Below are 24,251 nucleotides of genomic sequence, written 5' to 3'. Positions count from 1 at the left end.
AAAAGAGCCTGGGCTCACATTGCATTTTTTGATTTTGCACCCCCGCTGGATTACAATATATCAGGAGGTCCCCCATGAATCCCCTTTTGTTTACCCCCATCACACTGGGGGAGATTACTCTCAAAAACAGAATCATCATGGCACCTATGTGTCAATATTCCTCCGTACAGGGCATGGTGAGCTCATGGCATTACAGTCACTATGTGAGCCGGGCAATCGGCGGTGCGGCGGCGGTAATTCTCGAGGCCACTGCAGTGGAACCCCGGGGAAGAATATCTCCCGAGGATCTGGGGATCTGGTCTGATGATCATGTACACGGTCTGAGCGCACTGGCCCAGCAGATCGAAGAGGCCGGCAGTCTCCCGGGAATTCAACTGGCTCATGCCGGCAGAAAAGCGGGGACGGCCCGCCCCTTCGAAGGGTATGGACCTCTTTCCAACGAAACCGGCGGATGGCCCATTATTGCTCCGGATGACCGTCCATATTCTCCCAATCACCGCAAACCCGCCTCAATGTCTGATGATGATATTCAGGAAGTGCAGACGGCATTTATTCTCGCGGCCAGACGAGCCGTCCGTGCAGGCTATAAGCTGATAGAAATTCATGCCGCCCACGGATACCTGATCCACAGTTTTCTTTCCCCCCTCTCCAACTCCCGGGCCGACGGATACGGCGGGGATGTGGACGGTCGGATGCGCTTTCTCCTGGAGCTGGCAAGCGAATTGAAAACCGTCGTTCAAGATCAGGCGATCCTGTCCGTGAGAATATCCGCCACAGATTGGCTGGAGAACGGCTGGTCCCTGGCGGACAGCATTTTGCTTTCACGCAGATTGAAAGAAACCGGAGTGGATTTTATACATGTTTCAAGCGGAGGTATCCTTCCAGGTTCCTCGCCGAAGACAACTGCTCCGGGATATCAGGTTGATATGGCAGCTGAAATCCGCAGAAATTCGGACATTCACTGTGCAGCGGTGGGCCTGATAACCCAGGCAGATCAGGCTGAACATATTCTACAACATGGTCAGGCGGATATTATCAGCCTTGGCCGGGCACTGCTCAGGGAACCATACTGGCCCCAGCACGCCGCAGAGCAACTGGGAGCAGAAAATCCCTGCCCCGTACAGTATGCCCGGGCCTGGAAGTAGCGTATCATTGAAAAATCGCATACACTATGTACACCCTCTCCGGGATATGAACATTACATAAGGAGAACGTCGATGAAACGCTTCGTTTGTATTCTTGCTCTGCTGCTTGTTGCGGCGGCTGGAACTGCAGCAGCTGACGAGCTGGAGTTCAGTCTTGACCATATCTATTTCTATAATGCAGACCGGGTGCCCTGGTATCCGGGTTTTTTGAAAGCCGCGGGTATTCACATCCCCTCGGGTGCCGAGGTGATTTTTGACTACCAGGGACTCAATCTCATCCCCGGGGGGCAAACCCATCTGCTGTTTAAAGGCGGTCTTGGACTGGATGAACGGGAATACTTTCTCATGTCAGAAGAGTCCATAAACCTGATTAACAACCGCCTGCCCGGAAACTCTGAAACACGCATACCCGGCGGTCTCATTGATCCGGACCTGCTTGGGGATGAAACCTACGGAAGCCGAAAAGATTTTTCGTCTGAGGATGAAACGGCGGCGGGGCAGAGTTTCACCGGCGAGTACGCCCAGCTGCGCAGCAACTGGGGGATCGGCCTGCGGCAGGTTCTGCCTGTTCAGGTTAACAATGAAATGCCGTTGAGGATGGGGCTGATCTATGACGGGAGATATGTGCGGAATTTCAGTGATGAGCAGATGCTTTCCGATGCAAATGAAGTTATGGAAAAAAATCAGCTGATTTTTCTATCCGGCGAACCCGACAGAATTCAGTACCTGATCAACCAGTTGACCCTGGAAGCTTCCTGGGATCTCCATGGAAATCCCAACGATTCGTTCGATCACGGAATCAGAGAAGGCTATTCAGCAGAGCTCTTTTTCTCCATGGCACCGGGATTTCTTAATCCATCCATAGACCCCGGACACAGCTCCGAAGGTATCGATTTTGCACCTGTGGATGGTGTGACTGCCGGATATTATCACACCGGTCTGGATCTGGTTGTGGATGAACCGCTGTTCGATATTGCTCCCGGGATGGAGGAAAACCGGTTTTCAGCATATTTAGGCAGCAGGTTTTCCATTCGATGGTATGACCGGTTGGGGAAAAACGGACGGATTCCCCTGGAGCTGCGAAGCGCCGATCCCCTGGAGTTGAAAGGCGACGAGTTCACCCGGCGGTTTCAGTCCGTGGCATCCATCGGCTTGTACTCCCAGCTTCCTGAATGGAAATTTATCAAGACCTACTGGAACAGCCGCATCCGTCATGAATTTCAGAATGAGTTCGCAGAAAACCCCATGTTCCTGGATTACAAGGATGACGAAAGCAGCTGGAATGCCGAAACAGGGGATTACGATAACCGGAATCTGACCGCAGAAATGCCGTATAAAATTTATCATGGCGCCACACTGCTGGAGACCGAGCTATACCTGGAATTTTTCAGCTTCGCCAAACTGGGGGCCAAATTCATCTGGGATTTTTCCAACGCCGATACATTGGGTGATGCAGGTGCGGTTATCCAGGCCAGCCCCGAGTTCACATTGGAGATTCTGTTTCCCTAAATGAGTTTCGATACGAATCTGCTGATTTTTCTCATCGTGTTCTTCATCGGTCTTCTCTCCGGTCTTTTCATAGGCGCTGTCATGTGGAAACGGAATACCCGGGCAGATGTACAAAAAGAGGTAAAGACGCTCCGGGAGGAGAATGTCTTGCTCCGGGAAGAGAAGGCTGCCGCCAAGAGCAGACTCCAGGCTGATACGGAACATTACAACCGAGAACTGGAACAGCTCAGACGAAGCCGTGCCGAACTTCTGAATGAGTTCAGAGACGCCGCGGCGGGAGTCCTGGAGCAGCGGCAGAAACAGCTTCACGAGGAAAACACCCGGCAGTTAGGCGGTATTCTCCGTCCCCTGGAGCAGCAGCTGGGCCAGTTCCGGAATCATCTGCAGCAGATTCGCAGTCAGGATGCTCAGGAAAGAGGTTTTCTGAGAAAAGAACTTGAGCAGCTCATGGAGCTGAACCAGCACATGAGCAGCGAAGCCCGGGACCTCACTGAAGCCCTGAAGGGCAGCAATAAAACCATGGGCAGCTGGGGTGAACTGGTTCTGAAAAGAGTTCTGGAAAGTTCGGGATTGAGAGAGGGACAGGAGTTTTTCCTCCAGAAAGAGTTCAGCGGTGCAGACGGCAACCGACTCCGCCCGGATGCGGTAATCCAGCTGCCGGGTGAACGGATGGTGATCATCGATGCCAAGGCAAGTCTGCTTTCCTATGAACGAAGCCTGAACGCCGTTACCGAAGATGAGCGTGAAGCCCATGGAAAAAAACATCTTGAGAGCATCCGCAGACATCTGAAATCCCTTGATGCAAAGGCCTATGAACGAATTCCGGAGATCCGCAGTCCGGATTTTATTTTAATGTTTGTTCCTGTGGAGGCAGCGCTGGCTTCTGCCCTCCACCTTGAGCCCGGTCTGTTTCAGACGGCGCTGCAGAAACGGATCTTGCTGGTAAGCCCGGGCAGTCTTTATCTTTCTCTGAGAATCATCGAACAGATGTGGAAGGGTGACCGGCAGTATCGCAATGCAAGGATTATTGCTGAAAAAGCCGGGGCCCTTCATGATAAGTTTGAAGGTTTTCTCAGGGATCTTCAGACGGTTGGTGCGAAAATTCATGATGCCGGTGAAAGCTGGGAGGCCTCCATGAATAAACTTTCACGGGGAAAGGGCAATCTGCTCAGGCGGGCTGCGGAACTGAAAGAGCTGGGTGCTGAAAGCAGAAAAACCCTTCCCGGGGAAGATGCGGATAGATAAATTTTTCCCGAAATATTGTGATTTCCCATCTTTTCTCTACTATAATCATGGATATGAAAAAGATCGACCTTTCGCATGAATCCATCCGTGAAGCTTTGCATGAGTCGCCATTGGGCGCTCATCTTCAGGCGGATGAAATCGACTCCATCCTTGATTTTGCATCCACATATGAATTCAGTACCGGGGAATCGGTAATTGAAGAACATGAAATTGACCAGAATCTCTATCTGGTGGTGGATGGAAATGTTTCAGTGGAAGTCGGCAGCGGCGAGAAACATGTGTACATCACAACCCTGGGACAGGGAGAGATTTTCGGCGAAGCAGGATTGTTCAGCAATACCGAACGCACAGCCAGCATTATCGCTCAGGACCGGGTTACACTGGTTCAAATTACCCGGCAGGGGTTTTTGAAGAGCATCAATAAAAAACCCAAGGCTGCAGTGAAGTTTATGTTCATGATCATTTTCGGCATGTTGTCAAAACTCCGGGGTGTAAATGAAGAATTGGCGTATGAAAGAAAGGATGATGTTAATCAGGAAGATATCGACTCCATTTTATCTGAAATAACCCCGGATGACTAAGCCATCCTGAGAGACCGGTGTTGTACGGCTTGGTGTTATACAGCCCGGTGTTACAAAGTAGAGAGAATTTCATAGTAATTCATCGGCTTTTCTATTAAACTGATATTGAGATTTGGCAGAACTGTCAATGATGCTTCAAGGAGGATGTTTCTTGTCAGCTAAGACTGCATCGATGGATGATCTATTGGTATTCAAATCTGAAAATGAAAATCCCTCGGATCAGGGTCTGCCGTGGAAGATACTTGTTGTGGATGATGATGAACAGGTTCACAAGGTCACGTCCCTGGCGCTTTCAGACATCAGAATTCTCGATCGTCCTCTACATTTCATCCATGCATACTCCGCTGCAGAAGCCAGGAGCATGCTGGAACAAGAGAGTGACATCGCAGTAATCCTCCTGGATGTGGTGATGGAGTACGACAACTCAGGTTTGGAGCTTGCGAAGACCATTCGCACCGAAATGCAGCTGGATGCCCCCAGAATCATACTCCGCACCGGCCAGCCGGGATACGCCCCGGAACTCGAAGTTATCCAGAATTACGATATAAACGATTACCGGATGAAATCGGAACTTACCCGGACACGTCTCATCACCGCATTGACAACCGCAGTACGAAGTTATCAGCAGGTGCATAAGATCAAGCGGGGTGAAGTAGGCATGCGAACCATCATCGAGGCGACAAATCATATTTTCAATACCCGGGATCACGAATACTACTCCGCAGACATCATTAAATACACTGCAAAATTATTAAACATTAATTCCCCCCATGGTCTGGTGGTGATTGAAATGCGTTCTCTTGGAAACGGGGGAAATTACCGCCATATGTACGTTTCCGGAGCAACAGGGAAGTATTCCCAGAGTCTGAATGCATCCATCAACGACATTCCCCAGGCTGCTGTGAAAGAAGAAATCGAACACTGCATTGATCAGCAGAGCACCCTTTTTTCGCCAAATTCTGTGGCGGTTTTTTTTGAAAACGATGGTAAACGGGGCTGTCTGTTTCTGGACACATCAGGCCCCATTGACCAGGTAGCCAGGAGTCTCATAGAAGTTTTTGCGGTAAGCATTGGGGTCGGTTTTAACAATATCAATCTGATCACCCAGCTCAATCAATATGCCTATTTTGACCAGCTCAGCCGACTGCCCAATCGGACGCAATTTCTCCTTGAAGTGAACAGGCTTGGATCTGAACATTCAAATTATATGCTTGGTGTTCTGGACATTGATAATTTTTCTGCTGTGAATAATGCACTGGGCCACAAAAACGGCGACCTTCTGATCCAGGCCATAGCCGACCGACTTGCAAACAGTCTTCCCGGGGATCTTCTGATTGCCAGGATCGGGGGAGATACCTTTGGTCTGCTGGGACCTGCAGATATGATGAATCCTGACGATCTGCTTCGGCCCTTCGACCGGCCGTTTGTGATAAAAAACACCCCCTTCCCCATCGGCGCAACTCTCGGATTGGCTCCCGTTGAACCCATGCACGCCCAAAGCTTTTCAGTGTTGAAAAATGCCGATATGGCAATGAAGATGGCAAAACATACCACCGGGATCTCCTTCATGTACTATTCGGAAGATATGGCCCGGGCCGCCGAGCAGCGTCTGGAAATTACCAAGGACCTTCACCCTGCTCTGGCACGGAATGAGTTTGAGGTGTATTATCAGCCCCAGGTAGATCTGACAACCAACAAGCTTACCGGAGTGGAAAGTCTGGTTCGCTGGATTAAATCCGATGGAACAATTATCCGGCCGGATCATTTCATCCCTGTGGCCGAATCCACCGGCGTCATTATCGATATCGGAAAACAGGTATTTCGCAAATCATGCAGGCAGGCCCGGGAATGGCGTGAAAAGGGAATGCTGAATTTCAAAATTGCCATTAATGTGTCTGTAAGACAATTCAGCGATCCTGATTTTGTACCCAGCCTGAAACAGATTCTGCGGGAAGAGGAAGTTGAGTCTTCCTATTTTGAGCTGGAGATTACCGAAAGCACCCTGATGAACGAGGTTGAGTCAACCATTAAACTGCTTGAGGAATTGAATGATGTGGGGTTTGCCATTTCAATCGATGATTTCGGAACCGGCTATTCTTCATTAAACTATCTTCTCAGGCTCCCTATTCAGCGATTGAAGGTTGACCGCTCGTTTGTCATGAACGTGGAACATGATGAGAAGGCCCGCACTATCAGCGGTCTTATCGTGAGTATGGCAAACAATCTGGGAATTATGACCATAGCCGAAGGCATTGAAACCGAGGGTCAGCTGGAGTTTATCAGAAACCTCGGCTGTAAGGATGCCCAGGGTTTTTACTACAGTAAACCGGTGAACTGTACCGAATTTGAAAAATGGTATAAGGAATTCAAAAAACAAGGAGAAAAACATGAAGGTTGATACGCACAAGGTTGTCACAATTTCATACACCATGAGCGATGAGCAGGGAAGCGTACTGGACAGCTCGGATGAGAATGGAAACCTCCCCTATATCCACGGCACGGAGTTTCTTGCACCGGGAATCGAGGCCAGCCTGGAGGGAAAGTCCATTGGAGATACCGTGGATGAGCATATCTCTGCGGATAAAGCATTCGGTACATACAGTGATGATCTGGTATTCACCATCAATAAAAAAGATATCAATATAGACGATACGGATTTGAAAAAAGGATTGGAATTTGAAGCGGAGGTACGAGGGGAAATCCGCTATTGTCTTATCGAAGATGTGCAGGAAGATAAGGTGGTGATTAACGCGAACCATCCTCTGGCGGGCGTTAATATTCACTTTCAGGCTGAGGTGCTTGCTATTCGGGATGCCACGGCAGAAGAACTTGATCACGGTCATGTTCACGATGAGCACGGTCATCATCACGACCATTAATCAGTGAATAGCATCATCCACCGGCGATAGCTCATGTACAGAGAATTCGGCAACAACCCAAAGGTAATCGAAAACTATACACTCCTCCAGCAGATCGGGGTTTTCCGCGAAATAGACAATCATAAAAAGCGGATAAGCGAGCTGGAGCAGTTGTTGAAACAGGCAACGGATATTTTTTCCAAGACAAATCTGGAAAGTCTGCTTGACTATGTGATCGATTGTATATCTGACAACTTTATCCCCGGTAAACTGATTTTCATTCTTCAGGACAGAAATGCCAGGCCCCGCTTTTATGGTTATAAAAACCTCCGAAATCACAATTTCAACATTGAGTTATCGTCCCTGGAACCTTTTGAAGATTTCTTTGTAAAATATCCCCGCACCATTCATTTTGAACTGTTCGAATTCCAGTTCCAGAGGCCTGAGATTACCGATAAGCTCAAGAATTTTGAACCCGAAATCATCGTACCCATCGTGGGGCTGAACGGTTTGTATGGAATCATTCTTATCAGTTCGAAAATACTTGAAAGCCACTATACCGATGAGGAAATTCATTACATCGACAGGCTGATGAATTTCACCTCAATTTCTATTCAGAATAACATTCACTATCTCAGTGCAGTAACCGATTCAAAAACCCATTTGTACAACCATATCTTTTTCATGAAACGTCTGAATGAGGAGATAGAAAGTGCCGAGGAGTACTCACTTGGACTGGGGCTGATTGTATTGGACATCGACCATTTTAAGAATTTCAATGACAACTACGGACATTTGGCGGGTGATATGGTGATTCAGCGGATTGCCTCTGCGCTGAATCATACCCTCAGGCGCACCGACGTGGCGGCACGTTTCGGAGGAGAAGAGTTTACCGTACTCCTGCCCAACACCAACCGTCAGCAGACCTGGAGGATTGCAGAACGGCTTCGCACTGCAATTTCAGATGAAATTGTGAATTATGACGGACATAAGCTTTCGGTAACCGCAAGTCTGGGGTGCTCATCGGTGCATGTGCTCAATGCAGTAAATGCAGAAGAGTTGATTCGTCAGGCTGATACCGCACTGTACGAAAGTAAATCCAACGGCCGAAACCGTACCACGGTATTCCGGCCGGGATTGCTGGTTTCCGCAACCATTATCCGGGATGTTCAGGAAGTTTAAAACCCGGCCGGATTGCTTCACTGCATAAGGGCACTGTGCCCCGTTTTTTCAAGGTGCATCCCCGCACGCCCGTCCTCATTAACCAAGCCGGAGACCAAGCCGGACCGGGCAGGCATCACACTGCAGGCATCAAATTTCACCCATCAGTTTCTGCATCAGTGAAAATCCCTTTCCCCCGGTCTTTCATCACCTTACCCGCCTGAAACACTCTTCCGTTCATACATATGTATATGCCTTCATCCAGCAGCTGGGCTGCACTCACCGCCGCCCCCAGGTTGAACAGGGCATCGGATCCGTTTACCGAGTAAGGAACCATGGCTCCGGTGAAGACCACCGTGCGGCTCACTCCTTCTTCCTGAAAGCGTTTTTGAAGATATTCCGCAGTCAGGGTCATGGTATCGGTGCCGTGGGTGATCACAATGCGTTTCTGAGGACTCGCCAGACAGGATTTCGCAATCCCCTCACGGTGAACATCGGTCATATCCAGGCTGTCTGTGAGCTCATTGATTTCCAGTGATGTCTCCAGCGTGCAGCGCACGGTTTTCAGAATGCCCGGCAGGTGGGAGTCCCGGAAACTCAGTTCTCCCTTGAGAGGATCATATTCCTTGTCGAAGGTTCCTCCGGTTATAATAATTCTGATTTCAACTGGTTTCACGATTTCCCCTCCTGATATAGAGAATCAACAGACTGACAGCCACAAAAGAGGCTCCGATAAAAAATTCAGCACTCCCTGTCTCATCATAAATGAAGAATCCCAGAATACCAGCAAAAACCACAGTGGAATAGCCGAAAACAGAAATGGTGGCTGCATGTCCCCCTCGGTATGCCATGGTGAGAAGCGCCTGCCCCAGTCCTGCGAAAACCCCGATACCCAGCAGAGCCCAGAGCTCTGTGGGGTCCAAAACAGGCTGAAAAATCACCAGAAAAGGGACTGCGGAAATGCAGCTGATTCCTGCAAAATATATCATGATTGCTCTGGGGTCTTCGCCATCCCCGAGCATCCGAATGACGGTGTATGCCAGGGCGGCGAATGCGGCGGAACCCAGGGCAGCGAGACTGGGAAGCAGCTGATAGCTGCCTCCGGGATTAATAATAAACACCGCTCCGGTGAAAGCAAGAATCATGGAAATTACCTGCTTGAGGTTCAAGGTTTGTGACAGAAGAAAAAAACTGAATAAAGCAACAAAAAACGGATTCAGCCGGTTGAGGAGCGAGGCATTCGCCAGAGGCAGATATGTCAGTCCGATAAAAAACCCCAGCACTCCCAGGGTTCCGGAAATACCGCGGATCAGCAGTTTTGGACGGTTGTGAGGACGCCCCAGAAGAAGTTTCCACCGTGAGGGATGCATGGAGGCGAGTATGAGCATGCTTACCACCAGGTTTCTGAAAAATACTTTCCAGATTACATGGGTGGTCTCGGCTTCACGGACAAATACGCCCATGACAGCGAAGCTCAAACTTGCGGCGAGCATGAGAAGAATCTGTTTTTGCATATTCCGGGAATATACCCTGCCGGGATGATGATGGCAATACACATTAGATTTGACAAATTTAAAATAACTCTATAACATTTTATTTATCAGTAACACTGCACTGTTTTCAACATTCAAATGGCGATACGGCCTGATCTCCTTCCTGCTGGGCGGTGTGATTCCCATTTCCGCCCTTCTGCTCACAAGCTATACAGATGTATCCGTCTCCGGTCTGATTCTGATTATCTCAACCGCTCCGCTCATTCTTCTTGTTGCCGGTATTGTAACAGGTGCATCCAGGGACCGAAACATGATGCTGAGAGAGGAACTTGAAACCAGGATTCATCAGCGAACTGAATCGGTGCGCATCATGCTGGACATAAGCGGTCAGGCGGTGTTCACCTTTGATTCTGGTTTCAAGGTGCTGCCTGAATACAGCAGTGTCTGCCGGGATTTCTTCCGAATGGAAATTGCCGGCCTTGATGTACGGCGGCTCCTGTTTGAAAAAGATGCAGAGAGGGAGGACTTCACCCAGGGAATGAACCTTCTCTTTAATCACAAGGCACAGCCGGATGTGGTGTTCGACCTACTGGAAGATGAAATGGTGATTCAGGAAAAGCTTGCCCGGGTGGTATACCGATTCATTAAACCTGACAGGGTGCTTGTGGGGATTACGGATGTCAGCGAGAGCAAGGAACTGAACATCCAGCTCCAGAAGGAGGAACGCAATAAGGAGATGATCTTTACAGCGGTGAGTCATCAGAGCTATTTCCGGGATCTGCTGAGAGATGCAGAAGATATTTTTTTCCTGCTGGATTCCATCATCGCCACCGAGAATCAGGATGTCTCCCGGATCCGCACCCTTCAGAACAGCCTGCACACCTTCCGGGGAAATCTGTCGTTTTTCCACTTTGAGAACACCCACCAGCTGGTGGATGAACTGGAGACATATATCGGAGATATGCTCAATCTGGAGGAAGCCGTAGAGTTTCACGGTTCGGGGCTTGCTCTGAAGCGTGTCTATTTTCAGGAACTGAGAAATATTGTGAACACTCTGGGAGAGGACTGGCTTCAGGGTGTTGACTCGGTACAGGTACCGCGCAGGCAATTCCAGCAGCTGATGAATTACATACGAGAATATTATCCTGATGATTCACGGCTTCTCTCATCGTTACAGACATTTTATAAGGTTCCCATGAAAAGCCTCTTTTCACAGTATCCCCATTTAAGCCGGGATATTGCATCAAAACTGGGAAAAAATATTGAGGCCCTTCAAATAGAGGGTGGAGATTTCCTGGTTCTTCCGGATACCTACAGGGAGTTCAGCTCGAGCTGCATTCACCTCATACGGAACATGATCGACCACGGGATCGAATCTGTACTTGAGCGTGAGGAGCTGGGCAAGGATCCCCGGGGGAGTATCCAGCTGAAAATCCGACGGCAGAATTCTTCAATTGTTCTGCAGTTCTCGGATGACGGGCGGGGCATAGATTTTTCAAAAGTGGCACGGAAAGCATATAACCGGGGACTTATCGGCAGTGCGGACAGTCCGAACAAGGCCGAGCTCATTAAAGTCCTTTTCCGCTCCGGCTTCAGCACTTCTGCCAATACCATGAATATATCCGGAAAAGGAGTGGGATTATCTGCAGTGAAGCAGGAAGTTAAAAAGCTCCGTGGAAGTATCAAAGTGAAGACACAAGAAAATAAGGGCACTACGTTCACTGTCGAACTGCCCATAAAGGATGGATCAATATGAAGGCACAAATCGCCAACCCCTTCATCACTTCTGCAGTGAAAGTATTCAGAAAGGAAATCGGAGTTGAGCTGACACGAAAAAGCCTGACCAAAAAAACCAGTCCCATGCCAAGCCTTCACATCTCCATTATTATCGGAGTGACCGGGCCGGTACGGGGACAGGTGGTGTATTCCATGGACCAGAGTTTTGCCGAATCGGTGAGCAAGGCCATGCTCCCGGGCAAACTCCCGGCGGAGGTTCGAAAAATGACCCACAGCGCCGTGAGCGAACTGGCGAACATGATAACCGGTATGGCGTCCATTGATCTTGCGGGAGAAGATAAGCTGATTAGCATAACCCCGCCCACGGTCTTCACCGGGCCTGCTCTGAGAATTGATTTTTTGAATCTGCCCACGGTGAGCCTGAATTTCCTTTCCCAATTCGGCACAATGGAAGTGAATATTGCCCTGGCCGACGCAGGCTGATATGGAGAACCTATGAAAACGGCACTAATAGTTGACGATGCCGCTGTCATGCGCATGCGGCTGAGGGACATTCTCGAACCCAAATATCATGTAATAGGAGAAGCGGAAAACGGCGAACAGGCGGTGGAATTGTACAAAAACCACACTCCCGATTTTGTCACCCTGGATATCACCATGCCCAGAGTTGACGGCATACAGGTGCTGGAGCAGCTTCTGTCGTTCGATCAGAAAGCCAGGGTTATCATCGTCAGCGCAGTGGGACAGAAAAAGATGGTTTTCAATGCCCTGGGAATAGGAGCAAGAGACTTCATTGTAAAGCCTTTCGACCCCAACCGGGTAATGATTGCCGTGGACCGGCTCTTCGGTATTTGATCGGCAGTATATAATCCGCCGGCAGGTGAACTGCAGGAAGGATCCCTGACATGAGGGATCACTGGATTGAGTAACCTTTGAGAATTCTCCTGACTGTTTGAATATAAAAATCCAGGGCATGCAGCTTCCCGTGCTCGGCATCTCCGAGGGATGAATGCTGCAAAAGCGGGTCCTGGATGTTCTGGCATGCTTCAATGGCAAACCCCGCCCATATCTCTCCGAAGGTTTCCAGTCCCGAAAGGGACGCGAGAATTCGGCCGAAAACGGCGGCTCCCACACCTTTTTCCAGAAAGGAAAAATAGGATTCAAGGAGTTCGCCTCCGGCATCCAGAATCTGTATCTGAAAATCGCTGTATTCCTCACGCTGTTCCAGGCCCGGGGCAATTCTGCTGTGAAGCAGCACCATCATCCGGGGCAGATGGGGCACATCATTCAGTGATTCAAATAGTTCCTGGAGAAAAATTTCCACATCCAGCGTTATCCCGGCGTTAATCTGGGCCTCCAGTGCTTCCCCGAACCGGTGAAACCAGGATCTGATGGAATGGGTAAAGAGGCTGAAAAAAATTTCTTCTTTTGTGGGAAAATACAGAAATACGGTGCCCTTGGCCATCCCGCTGCGCCGGGCCAACTCTGATATTTTCACCCCGTCATAACTGGTCTCCAGAATCATTTCCTGGGCAGTTTTGAGAATGGATTCGATTTTGCGCTGTTTGGATGCTTCGCTCTGGGGCTTTCTTCCCATATTAATCAGTGTAATGCAGATAAGTTGTGATTTGCCATAGCATGATTGACATTAGTCTTCGGTTAATTCGGGGAATCGGTATTCGATAAGACCGCTGTCCTTCACATCCATGCACACATGGACGTTATCCACCATGGATGCCATCCTGGAATCCACTTCCTTCATCGGGAGCCCTGAATCTACTACAATTCGGGCGGAACTGAGAATTCCCCCGGATTTTGAAGCCAGACGGTATACGTACACCTCGAACTCTTCATCGCTTGCATTGGATTTCAGCCTGGATCTTGAAGGGAGTATGCCTGTGAGGGGGGAATCTTTTCGGTGTTCATGTAACTGGCGCTGGGAGATCATCCGCACAAGGCGGAAGGTCAGAGAGATAACCAGAAACGGAATGAGAATTGCAAATGGGAAAAACATTATTCCAAACATGTCAGTTACCTCCCCCCGGAGTCTTCCTGTTCTGCCTCGTCTTGCAGATACGGTAAATGTACCGCTGCTTCCTGAATATATTCATAGGATTCTCTCCAAGCAATGTATTTTTTTTGATATTGGCGGCTTCGCCCGGTATCAGGTTCATATACATGCTCAATGGAAACCAGACCTTCCACTGCCTCAGCTATTCCCGAAAATCTGCCCAGAGCCGAATAGCCCAGAACGGCGCATCCGCTCAATTCCGCATCCTTGATCCTGGGTACCAGTATGCGTACCCCGGTAATATCAGCCTTCATCTGGCACCACAGGGGATTCTTTGCCTGACCGCCGCAGCTGCGCATCTCATTCACCTTACAGTTTTCCCCGGATAAATATTCAAGTGCCGAACGGATGCTGAAACCGATGGCATGCACCACCGCCCTGCCTAATTCTGCACTGCTGTGCTCAGGCTGAAGACCGGCAAAAATCCCCCCTTTGAAATCCCAGCTGCTTCCATGATGAACCGAGGGAAAAAACCAGGGCGCCGGGGCATCCAGGGAAACCCGGGAAATGGCTTCCATCATTTCCTGATAGGACGTGGACCTTTGGTGAGAGAAAGTTCTGAACCATTCGAACATTCTTCCGGTACTGGAAAGTATGCCGGCAACATTGTATTTCCCTTCAATAATATGAGGTAAGGTGCGCAGATGGGGATTATCCACAGGGCTGGCGCTGCAGTAGTTGATTCCCTCTGATGTTCCGGCTCTGTCGCATGTCAGTCCTTCCTCGATCACTCCTGTTCCCAGCAGGCTCATGAAAAAGTCGGAGCCCCCGGCAATAACCGGCGTACCCTCCTTCAGACCGGTGATGGCGCTTCCCACTCCGTCCACTTCGCCGGTGACGGTTCCAGGCCGGACAAAAGGAGGAAACAGCTCCGGGGGAAACCCGTAATTTCGAACACCTTCTCCGGTCCAGATATACGGCTGAAATTCCCCGTGGGGACTGATGGTGTGCTCAGAACCGCTGATCACCCAGGAAATGTATTCCGGGCCGGACATCACTCTGGTCGTTTCCTGAAAAAGTGCGGGATCGGATGAAGAAACATGATTGAGCTTGGGAAGGTAAAAACTTGGCTCCCCTTCCCTGGCCTCATCCGGAGATGTCATCCACAATAGAACCGGCCAGTTCCCCCTGCGCTGTCTGGAATAATTCTTCCCCAGCAGCACCATGGTCGGACCGTTTCCGCTGACCACCACCCCTTCGGGATGGTCAAGGTTCAAGCGCTCCCTGTCCCGGTTGAACTCGGAAAAAACCTGCTCCAGGGTAAACAGCCACTGGTTGCTGTGCCAGTTTGAATAATCCGGTACCTGGGGAAAGACCCGGGAGCTGCTCCACAGCAAGTTTCCTCCGGGGCCGATGAGCCCGGCTTTCAGAGACGATGTACCGAAATCCAGGGCAAATATTCCTTCCATGTGAGCCTCCGCTGGTCTCCACTATATATTGTTTCCCCCCTTTTCATAACCCGTTTTTGATTATATCTTAGCCTCAGTACAGAAGGAGAACCCTATGACGAGTATTGGCAAATCCGCTCAGAGAAAGAATATAAACCCCATCAGAATGATTGTTCTGGCCGCCGCTATGATGTTATTCACCGCTGCCGGATTATGGGCAGGGGGAAACGGAGAAGCTGCTTCAGAAAACTTCACAATTGCAGTGTTCATACCCGGACAAATTCAGGGAAGCCCCACATATGAACTGCTTGCCCGGGGCGTTCAGCAGGCCGCCGATGAGGCCAATGATTCCATGGATAATGCTGAAGCCGTTTCGGTGAAGGTTTTTGAAGCAGGATACAACCAGGCTGAATGGGGTGAAAAACTGCGGAACCTCACTGCAACAGGTTCCTATGACCTTATCGTCAGCTCCAATCCTTCCATTCCCGACCTGATCAGCAACATTGAACCGCTTTTTCCAGAACAGAAATATCTGGTAATGGATGCAGAAAACAGCGGTCAGGAATACACCGCAGCGGTCATGCTGAATCAGTATGAACAGGCATATCTTTCAGGATATTTTGCAGGCCTGGTGTCCGCCCATGATTCCCTGGAAGGCGCAAATAGCCAACTCAAGGTGGGCCTGCTCGCAGGGCAGGAATATCCAGTAATGAATAATGAAATTCAGCCCGGATATATTCAGGGTGCCAGAGACGCAGCCTCACCGGAACTGGAAGTTGATATCCGTGTTCTGGGAAACTGGTATGATGCAGAAAAGGCCAGGGAACTGGCGGATTCCATGATACGCGGCGGCGTAGACGTGATCCTCACAATTGCCGGAAGCGGAAATCAGGGTGTTGTTTCCGCAGCTGAGGCTGCCGGCACCTATGTTCTCTGGTATGATTCTCCGGGATACGAATATGCACCGGGTACTGTGCTTGGCTCCAGCATGGTAAACATTGATGAGCTCACCCGTGAAATGGTAGGCAGAGCCATTCGCCGAGAACTGAAATACGGAGAAACACGGTATGTGGGCATCAGTGAAGCTGCGGTGGATTACGCCCGGGATTACGACGAATACCGTGAATTTGTCCCCGAAGATATACGCCGCCGGATGGATGAACTGATTGACGGCATCGCCGACGGCAGCATTCAGATCCGGTAACGGGTACCTTCCCTTGGAAGACCGCACCCCGCTGCTCAGTATTAGCAATCTCAGCTTCTCCTATTTTCCCGGAGCAAAGCGGGTACTTTCAAATATTAATCTGGATCTGTTCCCCGGTGAACTTCATTTGCTCATCGGGGAAAACGGAGCCGGAAAAAGCACTCTGGCCTCATGCATTGCCGGAAACAGAAAGCCGGGGTCGGGCAGAATTTCCGGCAGTCCCTCTACCCGGCTTCTCAGCCAGCATCTTATATCAATTCCCGAGACCACATTTCAGGAATACCTGTGGCTGATCTTCACCCAAGGCTCCGGGAGGCTGCCCCACTGGAGCACTCCGGGGTCACGGAAACGCAAACTCAGTTCAATTCTTGAAGAGGCTCTGGGAGAATTTTTCAACCCCGAATCCCTGGACGAACAGGTTGCGCTCACAAGCAGCAACCTGCAGCATCTGTATGCAGCAATTCTGCTTTTGAACCGCACAGACGCCCGGATGGTAATTCTGGATGAACCTACAGCGGTATTATCTGAACAGGAAGCCGGCATTCTCTATGAAAACATCACCCGGAAAACCCGCAGCGGTCTCCACGTAACGGTAATTACCCATCGTCTGGATGAAGCACTGCCGTTTTCCGACCGATACACGGTTATTCGCAACGGCAGGATCGCTGCAGGTTCAACCAACACTGCAGCTGATCAGAAAGATGTCATTCACCGGGCGATGTTCGGCGGAGGAAATTCACATCAGGTCCCCCGGGAGATCCCGGCATCAGATCATCGGTCCTTCGCTGCCCTGCGGGACTGCGGAGAACCCCAGGGAAATGGAGAACCCCAGAGAGATGGACAAACCCTGGGAGATGGAACTCCCCTCTTCAGTCTCCATAACGTGCATGCGGATTTTCCCGACCTCTGTCCTCTCCAGGATGTATCGTTTTCCCTGGAACCCGGAGAGGTTCTTTCAATCACCGGAATCCGGGATGAAGGTCTTGAGCAGCTTGAACGCCTGCTCAGCGGACGTTTCGGACGGCTCAAAGGATCTGTGGGGTATATGGGAAAAGCCCTCTCCCTGAAAAACATGAGCGATATGCGAAAACGAGGCATACGTTTTGTTCCAAGTCAGCGGAATCGTTTCGGCCTGGCCCGGAGCTTGCGGGGATTTGAAAATATCGGAATACATATGATCCGCGAGCAGAACATTCCATGGAAACATCTGAAACGGGAGATTCTGAAAGTATTTGATACATCCGGCCTGGACCTATTGCGTCCAAGCGGTGAATACTCCGGAGGAATGGTTCAGCGGATGATACTTCACCGGGAGCTGTTTTCTCCCCTCTCCCGGCATCCGGCTTTATTTATCCTTGCAGACCCCAGCTGGGGGCTGGATGCTCAGCGCAGAGAGAAACTCTATGATGATATTAGAAGCTGCGTACAATCCAACGCCGCAGCACTGGTGATCAGCAGTGAGCTGACCGAAGCCATTGCACTTGGGGACCGGGTCGCCATTATTCATGAGGGAAAAATCCGATTTCCGGATCCTGAGGCGTACGCCGATCTTCAACTGATGGAACGGTATTTTCTGGGGCAGATGCCTGAAGGCAATGAACCCGGCATGCAGGGATCGGGAGAACAATCCTCCCCGGGAATTCATGATGACGGAGGCTGCGTTGAAGCTGAATAGAGGCAGGGGAATACTGAACCCAACCATTCCGTTGGGCATCTCCACACTGATTATTGTACTTCTCATAACTCTGGGTACCGATCAGCCTGGACAGGCCATGTATGCGTTTTTTCTTGCTCCATTCACCAACTCGTATTACGGAAGTTCCCTGCTGTCCCTCTCTTCCCTTCTGTTGCTCAGCGGATTAGGGGTAAGCATTGCCTTTTCATCGGGATCCTTCAATCTTGGAGGAGAGGGGCAGAGCTATGCAGGGGGGCTTGCGGCGGCGCTCATACTGCTGTATGCAACCGGTTCCCCCGCCTTGAGCCCCCTTGTGCTCCTTCTGGCACTGGCTGCAGCCGTGCTGGTATCAGCCGCCCTTGGCTGGATATCCGGCGTACTGAAAACACGGTTGAACATAGAACCTCTTATCAGCAGCTTCCTTCTCTCTTCAGCATTGATTCCCTTTCTTGACGGCCTGATCATCGGTCCACTGAGGGATCAACAAAGCAATCTGTTGAGTATGCCGGCTCTGGCGGAAAGTTACCGCCTGCCGGCCCTGGATGCCCTCCCCAGGCTTCATGGGGAATTCCCGTCGCAATTGCCATTTGGCTGGCGGTTGTGTTCTGGTTTCGCCGAAGCAGGCTGGGATTCGAGTTTAAAGTAACCGGAGCGAACAGGGATTTCGCCGGTCACAGCGGCATAAACGTGCATCGGATTGTAATTCTTGGAATGGTTTTATCGGCTCTTTTTCATGGTGTGGCCGGGTTCATCGCTCTTACCGCAGTAAGTCATGCCGCCATTCTCGGCTTTTCCAGCGGAATAGGCTGGAACGGGATCGCCGTCAGCCTTATTGCCGGGAACCGCAGAGAGCTGCTGCCTGTGGGCTCCCTGGTTTTTGCCTATCTCATCACTGCATCAAATGCGGCGATGGTGTACACAGATTTCAGCTTTGAACTATCAGCCCTCATTCAGGCCCTGGTGTTTTTAACTGTAACCGGAAATTTTCTCATCCGACGGAACGTCAGTTCTAAGACTTTTTCATCCGCCGCTCCGGAAAATGGACTGACCCGAAGCCACACAGCGGAGAAAAAGATTGTGCCCCCGGGGGAGGAATCATGAGCATACTGCTTACGGCGTTATTCAGTACCGCTCCCCTGCTGATTGCAGCGCTGGGAGGGCTTCTCAGCGAGTTGAGCGGCCGTTTGAATATCGGCCTGGAAGGGGCCATTCTGCTGGGTGCATTTTTTGCGTCGCTGACCTATCTGCTGTTTCCCGGGCCTGTATCATCTGTTGTAACGGCCCTCCTTGCGGCGATTCTGGTGGGAGGAGTATCCGGGCTGATCATTGCCGTCCTTCACGTACGCTATTCCGCCAATGTCTTTATTGCGGGGCTGGGGATTAATCTGCTTGCAGTGGGAATTATCCCTCTTCTCAGCCAGCTGATACTCGGCAGGAAAGGAGTGGTTCCCCTGAACATCTCACCCGATGTGAAAATGACCATCGCCTGGATATCCGTAGCCGCCGCTCTCATTCTTGCAGCGGGAGTGGCGGCATATCTCCGGTTTCATATTAGGGGTATGCGGCTCAGTAAAATTTATCTCAATGAAAAACTCGCATTGGAGATGGGAACTGCTGTGGCTGCATACCGCTTCACCGCAATAATCGTTTCCTCGGCATTGGCGGGGCTGGCCGGCGGTTATATTGCACTCTACCTTGGCAGTTATGTGCCGAATCTCAGTGCGGGGAAAGGCTGGATTGCTCTGGTGATTGTATTTCTGGGAAACCGCAAGGTTGTGCCCATGATATTTGCAGCCCTGTTTTTCGCGTTTACGCAGATATTCGCCAACGAAATTCAACGCTTTCTGGAAACCCCGGGTCTCCTTTTGGGGCTTCCGTTTATTATCACTCTTCTGGCTCTCATTCTGTACCGGATCATGCGGCAACGAATCAGTCCCGGCGAATAAGGGTCCCCGGCTCTCCCAGAAGGTTGGTGACTGCACCGTGATGAACCGCCTGCAGTTCTTTCAGCTGAAGCTTCTCTTTTCCCAGCCAATTATCCACACGATCCAGCCCCAGATTCCCCGAATACCCGGTGGATTTCCGGCTTTGAAGAACCGTATCGATATCGTATCCCGACAGAGCGTCCAGATGCGTTCCCACCTGACGGTATGCGTCCCGGAAACTCATCCCCTCCTCCACCAGTTTAATGGCCTCATCGGTTGCGAACAGTTCCGGGGTGATTGCCGAGCGCAGCCGGTCCTCATGAACAACAAGCTTTCGGAAACTCAGGGTCATAATTTTCAGGGCCGGCAATGCGGTCTGGAGGGACCGGAGAAAGGGCTCCTTGCTGTCCTGAAGATCCCGGTTATAGCCCCCGGCAGAGACTGGATGATCTGGTGGATCTGATTACTCCACCCGTACATGCTTGCCGCCCGGGAACGCAGCAGCTCAAGCCCGTCGGGATTTTTTTTCTGCGGCATGATGGATGAACCTGTGCACAGCTCATCGGGAAGGGAGACATAGCCGAATTCCGGAAGGGAAAACAGGATGAGGTCCTGGGCTGCTTTGCTCAGAGTTTGAACCATGGCGCTCAGAGCATCGCACACGGCTCCTTCAAGCTTGCCTCTGGAGTTCTGTACCGCCTGAATATTGTTCTGCACCTCAGGAAAGCCCATGAGAGAAGCGGTGAACTCCCGGTCAATATTCAGCGGAACTCCGTAGCCTGCGGCGGTTCCCAGGGGCGAACGGTCATATAAACGGTACGCAGTATTCAGAAGCTCATAATCATCCGCCAGTTCCTCGGCGTAGGCCGCCGCCCATAACCCCAGGGTGGAAGGCATGGCAATCTGCATATGAGTGCGCCCCGGCATGGGGGTGTGTTCATGTTCTGCGGCAAAGCCCCGAATTTCTTCCGTCAGCTCAAGTGCCGCCTCCCGGATATTCAGCAGATACTCTCTTCCGTAAAGCCGGAGCATGGTCATCACCTGATCGTTCCGGGATCTGCCCAGGTGGATCCGCTTTCCCGCATCACCGGTCTTCTCAATCAGAAGCTGCTCAATGGCGCTGTGGGCGTCCTCAAGTTCCCTGGGGATCACGAAACCCTCAGAGTGAAATCCGGCGTAGATCTCTCTCAGAGCCTTCTCAAGGGCGCGGGCATCGCCGGAGTCAAGATAGCCCTGGCCGGCCAGCATGCGGGCATGGGCAACGCTGCCTGCGCAATCGGCTGCAACAAGCTCCCGGTCCAGCATATAATCCAGCCCCACAGAGAACTCTTCCAGAATCTTATCAACCTCATAACCTTTCTGCCAGATCTTGGCCATAGACACCTCGTTTTTTGAAACAGCAACTGTTCATTACCAGCTCAGGATTACCCCGTAGACCCCAGGATTGAACCTTCAGGCTGAACGGTAGCCCGACGAGGATTTATCTGTCAATTACGCCTTCAGTTGTAAATTTCGAGAAATATAGTCACGCAGAGAACCCTGTGCTCGCCGCTCTGTCCCCGGCTTTCCCTGAGTTTTTCCGACTGCCTCGGAATGTCCCTGAATGTTCAGAAACGCCCCGGCGGGAATCAGCCGTTATCGGAACTGAAACTCAGGGCGTGTACGGTACCCTCAGCATCCTTTTCAACCCCCACTTCAATCTCGCTTCCCTCGGGAAATTCCCCGGCGAGAAGATGACGGGCCAGAGGATTCTGGACATAGTTCTGTACCGCCCGCTTCAGGGGGCGGGCACCGAACTGCGCGTCATAGCTCACGGAGATGATGAAATCCCGGGCCTGTGGGCTCAGCTCGATATTCAGATGGCGCTCCGCAAGCCGTTTTTCCAGCTTGGCGATCTCGAGATCGAGAATCCGTGTGAGGTGCTCAGGTTCCAGACGGTGAAAACTGATAATTTCATCCAGGCGGTTGAGGAATTCAGGTCTGAACTGGAGCTTCAGCCGCTGATTGACCTGATCCATTACATCTTCCGTATTCTCCGCTTCAAGAATAATATCCGATGCCAGATTACTGGTCATGATGATGATGGTGTTGCGGAAATTCACCACCCGGCCCTGACCGTCGGTCAGACGGCCGTCATCAAAAACCTGAAGGAGAATGTTGAAAACATCGGGATGGGCCTTTTCAATTTCATCCAGGAGTATGACCGAATAGGGCCGGCGGCGGATCACTTCCGTGAGCTGTCCTCCCTGATCGTAGCCCACATATCCCGGAGGTGCGCCAATCAGCCTGCTGACGGAGAATTTCTCCATGTACTCACTCATATCGATCCTGGTGAGGGCCTTCTCGTCATCGAAGAGAAACTCCGCAAGGGTTTTGGCAGTTTCGGTTTTCCCCACCCCTGTGGGTCCCATGAACATGAATACGCCCATGGGACGGTTAATATCGGACAGTCCGCTCTTGTTCCGCCTGATGGCATCGGATACCGCCGAGATGGCATCGGACTGGCCGATAACTCTGCGCCCCAGAATCTGTTCAAGATTCAGAAGTTTCTCCATATCGCTTTTCATCATTTTGCTGATGGGTATGCCGGTCCAGGTTGATACAACCTTGGCGATATCTTCTTCCCCCACTTCTTCACGCAGGAGGGTCTGCTCATCGTGCTGCTTTTCGATAATTCCACTTACTTCCTCCAGCTCCCGCTGAAGCTGGGGAATCCGGCCGTGGCGGATCTCCGCCGCCTTCTCCAGATTTCCTTCCCGGGTATAATAATTCTCTTCCCCGTGGAGTTTCTCAAGCTCTTCCTTGATTTCCCGCATACGGCCGATTGTGGTCTTCTCCTGGTTCCACCGGGCTGCCAGCCTGTCACGCTTGCTCTGCAGCTGCCCAAGCTCATTGCTGAGATTCTCAAGTCGCTCGCGGCTCACATCATCTGTCTCCTTGGACAGGGCCTGCTTTTCAATGGTGAGCTGAAGAATTCTCCGTTCAAGCTGATCCAGTTCGGTGGGCTGACTTTCGATTTCCATCTTCAGACGGCTTGCAGCCTCGTCAACCAGGTCGATTGCCTTGTCGGGAAGAAAGCGGCTGGTGATATAGCGGTCCGAAAGGGTTGCTGCGGCAACCAGCGCATCGTCCCTGATACGAACCCCATGATGCACTTCATAGCGTTCTCTCAATCCTCTGAGAATTGAGATCGCATTTTCAACACTGGGTTCATTGGTGAATACCGTCTGGAAGCGGCGCTCAAAAGCCGCATCTTTCTCAATATGCTTTCGGTACTCGTCCAGGGTGGTGGCACCTACTGTGCGCAGTTCGCCCCGGGCTAATGCGGGTTTCAGGAGATTGGAGGCATCCATTGCGCCTTCGGCGGCGCCGGCTCCCATGAGCGTATGAAGCTCATCGATAAACAGGATGATTTTTCCCTTGGAGGAGGCGATCTCTTCAATAACGGCTTTCAGACGTTCTTCAAACTCGCCCCGGAACTTGGTACCCGCAAGCAGGCTTCCCAGATCCAGAGCCAGCACCCGCTTCTCCCGGAGAGAATCCGGCACATCACCGCTGACAATTCTTCTCGCAAGTCCTTCAACTATTGCAGTTTTTCCCACTCCCGGTTCACCGATCAGTACGGGATTGTTTTTGGTTCTTCTGCTCAGGACCTGCATAACCCGGCGGATCTCTTCATCCCGACCGATAACCGGATCCAGCTTTTCCTCCCGGGCTAATGCCGTATAATCACGGGTGTATTTTTCCAGAACCTTCATTTTTCCCTCAGGGTTTTCATCGCTTACCCGTCGGTTTCCCCGCAGTTCCAACACGGCCTTTTCAATTTCATCTTTTTTCAGACCCAGGCGCTTAAGATAGGTTCCCGTTTCTCCCCCGGCATCCAGCATGGCCATGAGCAGATGTTCAGTTGACACATACTCGTCCTTCATCTGCTGTGCCAGCTGTTCAGCAATGGCCAGCACCTTGGCTGAGGCCTGATCCATCTGGATCTGGGATCCTTCCCCGTAGACTTTGGGCATTTTTTCTATTCGGGTCTCAGCCTCCTGAATTACCGCATCCGGGGAAACATTCAGGTGACTAATTACCACGGGTACCATTCCCTCCTTCTGACTTACCAGTGAATGGAGGAGATGCCAGGGATTGAGAGTACTTTGGTTTTTTCTCAGCACAATTGATGAGGCTCCCTGAACGGCCTCCCGTGCTTTTTCTGTCATTCGATCGTAGTTCATGAGATAAAACTACCCATCAATCAGGTCTTA

General features: G+C 51.0%; 23 protein-coding genes. 15 read left to right on the top strand and 8 right to left on the bottom strand.

Features of this window, described 5'->3' with window-relative positions; all coding sequences use genetic code 11:
* Positions 1 to 74 precede the first annotated feature (74 nt).
* From L21SP2_RS08160 to L21SP2_RS08130, 7 genes are all read left to right on the top strand, one after another.
* Positions 75 to 1,145, top strand: coding sequence for an NADH:flavin oxidoreductase/NADH oxidase (locus L21SP2_RS08160; RefSeq protein ID WP_024268029.1), 1,071 nt, complete (start codon positions 75 to 77; stop codon positions 1,143 to 1,145).
* A 72-nt stretch (positions 1,146 to 1,217) separates the two neighbouring features.
* Complete coding sequence (locus tag L21SP2_RS08155) at positions 1,218 to 2,654, top strand: hypothetical protein (RefSeq protein ID WP_024268028.1); 1,437 nt, start codon at positions 1,218 to 1,220, stop codon at positions 2,652 to 2,654.
* Complete coding sequence (locus L21SP2_RS08150; protein ID WP_024268027.1) at positions 2,655 to 3,899, top strand: DNA recombination protein RmuC; 1,245 nt, start codon at positions 2,655 to 2,657, stop codon at positions 3,897 to 3,899.
* A gap of 53 nt (positions 3,900 to 3,952) precedes the next feature.
* Positions 3,953 to 4,480, top strand: a complete 528-nt coding sequence (locus L21SP2_RS08145) for a cyclic nucleotide-binding domain-containing protein (protein ID WP_169730448.1) — start codon at positions 3,953 to 3,955, stop codon at positions 4,478 to 4,480.
* A 151-nt stretch (positions 4,481 to 4,631) separates the two neighbouring features.
* A complete protein-coding gene (locus L21SP2_RS08140; RefSeq protein WP_169730447.1) occupies positions 4,632 to 6,878 on the top strand; it encodes a bifunctional diguanylate cyclase/phosphodiesterase in 2,247 nt (748 codons plus the stop codon).
* Positions 6,868 to 7,359 carry an FKBP-type peptidyl-prolyl cis-trans isomerase gene (locus L21SP2_RS08135; RefSeq protein ID WP_024268024.1) on the top strand — a complete coding sequence of 164 codons (492 nt, stop codon included), beginning with the start codon at positions 6,868 to 6,870 and terminating at the stop codon, positions 7,357 to 7,359. The genes L21SP2_RS08140 and L21SP2_RS08135 overlap by 11 nt, the downstream gene beginning before the upstream one ends.
* Positions 7,360 to 7,392: 33 nt before the next feature.
* On the top strand, positions 7,393 to 8,520 hold the full coding sequence (locus tag L21SP2_RS08130) for a GGDEF domain-containing protein (protein WP_024268023.1): 1,128 nt from the start codon (positions 7,393 to 7,395) through the stop codon (positions 8,518 to 8,520).
* Between the two features lie 136 nt (positions 8,521 to 8,656).
* Here the strand turns inward: L21SP2_RS08130 and L21SP2_RS08125 are convergent, their stop codons facing one another.
* Both L21SP2_RS08125 and L21SP2_RS08120 read right to left on the bottom strand, forming a co-directional pair.
* On the bottom strand, positions 8,657 to 9,175 hold the full coding sequence (locus L21SP2_RS08125; RefSeq protein ID WP_024268022.1) for an asparaginase domain-containing protein: 519 nt from the start codon (positions 9,173 to 9,175) through the stop codon (positions 8,657 to 8,659).
* Positions 9,162 to 10,013, bottom strand: a complete 852-nt coding sequence (locus tag L21SP2_RS08120; RefSeq protein WP_024268021.1) for a DMT family transporter — start codon at positions 10,011 to 10,013, stop codon at positions 9,162 to 9,164. The genes L21SP2_RS08125 and L21SP2_RS08120 overlap by 14 nt, the downstream gene beginning before the upstream one ends.
* Positions 10,014 to 10,167: 154 nt before the next feature.
* Between L21SP2_RS08120 and L21SP2_RS08115 the strand changes: the two genes are divergently transcribed.
* Genes L21SP2_RS08115 through L21SP2_RS08105 form a run of 3 tightly spaced genes read left to right on the top strand, consistent with a single transcriptional unit; the run spans position 10,168 to position 12,584 of the window.
* Entirely contained in the window at positions 10,168 to 11,748 is a 1,581-nt protein-coding gene (locus L21SP2_RS08115; RefSeq protein ID WP_024268020.1) for an ATP-binding protein, read from the top strand.
* Positions 11,745 to 12,212: a chemotaxis protein CheX gene (locus L21SP2_RS08110; RefSeq protein WP_024268019.1), complete on the top strand. Its 468-nt coding sequence runs from the start codon at positions 11,745 to 11,747 to the stop codon at positions 12,210 to 12,212. Before L21SP2_RS08115 ends, L21SP2_RS08110 begins: the two co-directional genes overlap by 4 nt.
* A gap of 12 nt (positions 12,213 to 12,224) precedes the next feature.
* Positions 12,225 to 12,584, top strand: coding sequence for a response regulator (locus L21SP2_RS08105; protein ID WP_024268018.1), 360 nt, complete (start codon positions 12,225 to 12,227; stop codon positions 12,582 to 12,584).
* A 58-nt stretch (positions 12,585 to 12,642) separates the two neighbouring features.
* On the opposite strand, the gene L21SP2_RS17150 is transcribed toward L21SP2_RS08105, so the two are convergent.
* From L21SP2_RS17150 to L21SP2_RS08090, 3 genes are read right to left on the bottom strand one after another with little or no spacing between them, the layout of a single operon-like run.
* A complete protein-coding gene (locus L21SP2_RS17150) occupies positions 12,643 to 13,326 on the bottom strand; it encodes a TetR/AcrR family transcriptional regulator (protein WP_024268017.1) in 684 nt (227 codons plus the stop codon).
* A gap of 51 nt (positions 13,327 to 13,377) precedes the next feature.
* Entirely contained in the window at positions 13,378 to 13,755 is a 378-nt protein-coding gene (locus tag L21SP2_RS08095) for a hypothetical protein (protein WP_024268016.1), read from the bottom strand.
* Positions 13,756 to 13,760: 5 nt separating this feature from the next.
* Positions 13,761 to 15,209 (bottom strand): xylulokinase, encoded by a 1,449-nt coding sequence (locus L21SP2_RS08090; protein ID WP_024268015.1) that lies wholly within the window; start codon positions 15,207 to 15,209, stop codon positions 13,761 to 13,763.
* Positions 15,210 to 15,303: 94 nt separating this feature from the next.
* Here L21SP2_RS08090 and L21SP2_RS08085 point away from each other — a divergent pair, with 94 nt between their 5' ends.
* The 5 genes from L21SP2_RS08085 to L21SP2_RS08065 are packed head-to-tail and all read left to right on the top strand — an operon-like array spanning position 15,304 to position 20,013.
* A complete protein-coding gene (locus L21SP2_RS08085; protein WP_024268014.1) occupies positions 15,304 to 16,392 on the top strand; it encodes a BMP family ABC transporter substrate-binding protein in 1,089 nt (362 codons plus the stop codon).
* Between the two features lie 13 nt (positions 16,393 to 16,405).
* Positions 16,406 to 18,067, top strand: a complete 1,662-nt coding sequence (locus tag L21SP2_RS08080; protein ID WP_024268013.1) for an ATP-binding cassette domain-containing protein — start codon at positions 16,406 to 16,408, stop codon at positions 18,065 to 18,067.
* Entirely contained in the window at positions 18,054 to 18,713 is a 660-nt protein-coding gene (locus L21SP2_RS19040) for an ABC transporter permease subunit (protein ID WP_041401371.1), read from the top strand. The genes L21SP2_RS08080 and L21SP2_RS19040 overlap by 14 nt, the downstream gene beginning before the upstream one ends.
* The gene (locus L21SP2_RS19035; RefSeq protein WP_169730446.1) at positions 18,668 to 19,168 is read left to right on the top strand and encodes an ABC transporter permease; all 501 of its coding nucleotides are present in this window, start codon (positions 18,668 to 18,670) and stop codon (positions 19,166 to 19,168) included. Before L21SP2_RS19040 ends, L21SP2_RS19035 begins: the two co-directional genes overlap by 46 nt.
* Positions 19,165 to 20,013, top strand: coding sequence for an ABC transporter permease subunit (locus L21SP2_RS08065; RefSeq protein ID WP_024268012.1), 849 nt, complete (start codon positions 19,165 to 19,167; stop codon positions 20,011 to 20,013). The genes L21SP2_RS19035 and L21SP2_RS08065 overlap by 4 nt, the downstream gene beginning before the upstream one ends.
* Here L21SP2_RS08065 and L21SP2_RS17145 read toward each other — a convergent pair.
* The 3 genes from L21SP2_RS17145 to clpB all read right to left on the bottom strand — a co-directional run bounded on the left by L21SP2_RS17145 (position 19,997) and on the right by clpB (position 24,221).
* Positions 19,997 to 20,344: a hypothetical protein gene (locus L21SP2_RS17145; RefSeq protein ID WP_144082963.1), complete on the bottom strand. Its 348-nt coding sequence runs from the start codon at positions 20,342 to 20,344 to the stop codon at positions 19,997 to 19,999. The two genes, L21SP2_RS08065 and L21SP2_RS17145, sit on opposite strands and share 17 nt — an antisense overlap.
* 5 nt (positions 20,345 to 20,349) lie before the next feature.
* The gene (locus L21SP2_RS08060; protein WP_053335636.1) at positions 20,350 to 21,369 is read right to left on the bottom strand and encodes a lyase family protein; all 1,020 of its coding nucleotides are present in this window, start codon (positions 21,367 to 21,369) and stop codon (positions 20,350 to 20,352) included.
* Positions 21,370 to 21,620: 251 nt separating this feature from the next.
* Positions 21,621 to 24,221, bottom strand: coding sequence for an ATP-dependent chaperone ClpB (gene clpB, locus L21SP2_RS08055; RefSeq protein WP_041401368.1), 2,601 nt, complete (start codon positions 24,219 to 24,221; stop codon positions 21,621 to 21,623).
* Between the last annotated feature and the right edge of the window lie 30 nt (positions 24,222 to 24,251).

Source organism: Salinispira pacifica (assembly GCF_000507245.1).
Classification (GTDB): domain Bacteria; phylum Spirochaetota; class Spirochaetia; order DSM-27196; family Salinispiraceae; genus Salinispira; species Salinispira pacifica.
Note: the sequence above shows the minus strand (reverse complement) of the source record. Positions and strands in the feature narration are given on the sequence as shown.

Excerpts from the sequence above, each read along its gene's own strand:
- L21SP2_RS08160 (WP_024268029.1), top strand. The coding sequence starts at position 75 with ATGAATCCCCTTTTGTTTACCCCCATCACACTGGGGGAGATTACTCTC.
- L21SP2_RS08155 (WP_024268028.1), top strand. The coding sequence starts at position 1,218 with ATGAAACGCTTCGTTTGTATTCTTGCTCTGCTGCTTGTTGCGGCGGCT.
- L21SP2_RS08150 (WP_024268027.1), top strand. The coding sequence starts at position 2,655 with ATGAGTTTCGATACGAATCTGCTGATTTTTCTCATCGTGTTCTTCATC.
- L21SP2_RS08145 (WP_169730448.1), top strand. The coding sequence starts at position 3,953 with ATGAAAAAGATCGACCTTTCGCATGAATCCATCCGTGAAGCTTTGCAT.
- L21SP2_RS08135 (WP_024268024.1), top strand. The coding sequence starts at position 6,868 with ATGAAGGTTGATACGCACAAGGTTGTCACAATTTCATACACCATGAGC.
- L21SP2_RS08130 (WP_024268023.1), top strand. The coding sequence starts at position 7,393 with ATGTACAGAGAATTCGGCAACAACCCAAAGGTAATCGAAAACTATACA.
- L21SP2_RS08120 (WP_024268021.1), bottom strand. The coding sequence starts at position 10,013 with ATGCAAAAACAGATTCTTCTCATGCTCGCCGCAAGTTTGAGCTTCGCT.
- L21SP2_RS08110 (WP_024268019.1), top strand. The coding sequence starts at position 11,745 with ATGAAGGCACAAATCGCCAACCCCTTCATCACTTCTGCAGTGAAAGTA.
- L21SP2_RS08105 (WP_024268018.1), top strand. The coding sequence starts at position 12,225 with ATGAAAACGGCACTAATAGTTGACGATGCCGCTGTCATGCGCATGCGG.
- L21SP2_RS17150 (WP_024268017.1), bottom strand. The coding sequence starts at position 13,326 with ATGGGAAGAAAGCCCCAGAGCGAAGCATCCAAACAGCGCAAAATCGAA.
- L21SP2_RS08095 (WP_024268016.1), bottom strand. The coding sequence starts at position 13,755 with ATGTTTGGAATAATGTTTTTCCCATTTGCAATTCTCATTCCGTTTCTG.
- L21SP2_RS08090 (WP_024268015.1), bottom strand. The coding sequence starts at position 15,209 with ATGGAAGGAATATTTGCCCTGGATTTCGGTACATCGTCTCTGAAAGCC.
- L21SP2_RS08085 (WP_024268014.1), top strand. The coding sequence starts at position 15,304 with ATGACGAGTATTGGCAAATCCGCTCAGAGAAAGAATATAAACCCCATC.
- L21SP2_RS08065 (WP_024268012.1), top strand. The coding sequence starts at position 19,165 with ATGAGCATACTGCTTACGGCGTTATTCAGTACCGCTCCCCTGCTGATT.
- L21SP2_RS17145 (WP_144082963.1), bottom strand. The coding sequence starts at position 20,344 with ATGACCCTGAGTTTCCGAAAGCTTGTTGTTCATGAGGACCGGCTGCGC.
- L21SP2_RS08060 (WP_053335636.1), bottom strand. The coding sequence starts at position 21,369 with ATGGCCAAGATCTGGCAGAAAGGTTATGAGGTTGATAAGATTCTGGAA.
- clpB (WP_041401368.1), bottom strand. The coding sequence starts at position 24,221 with ATGAACTACGATCGAATGACAGAAAAAGCACGGGAGGCCGTTCAGGGA.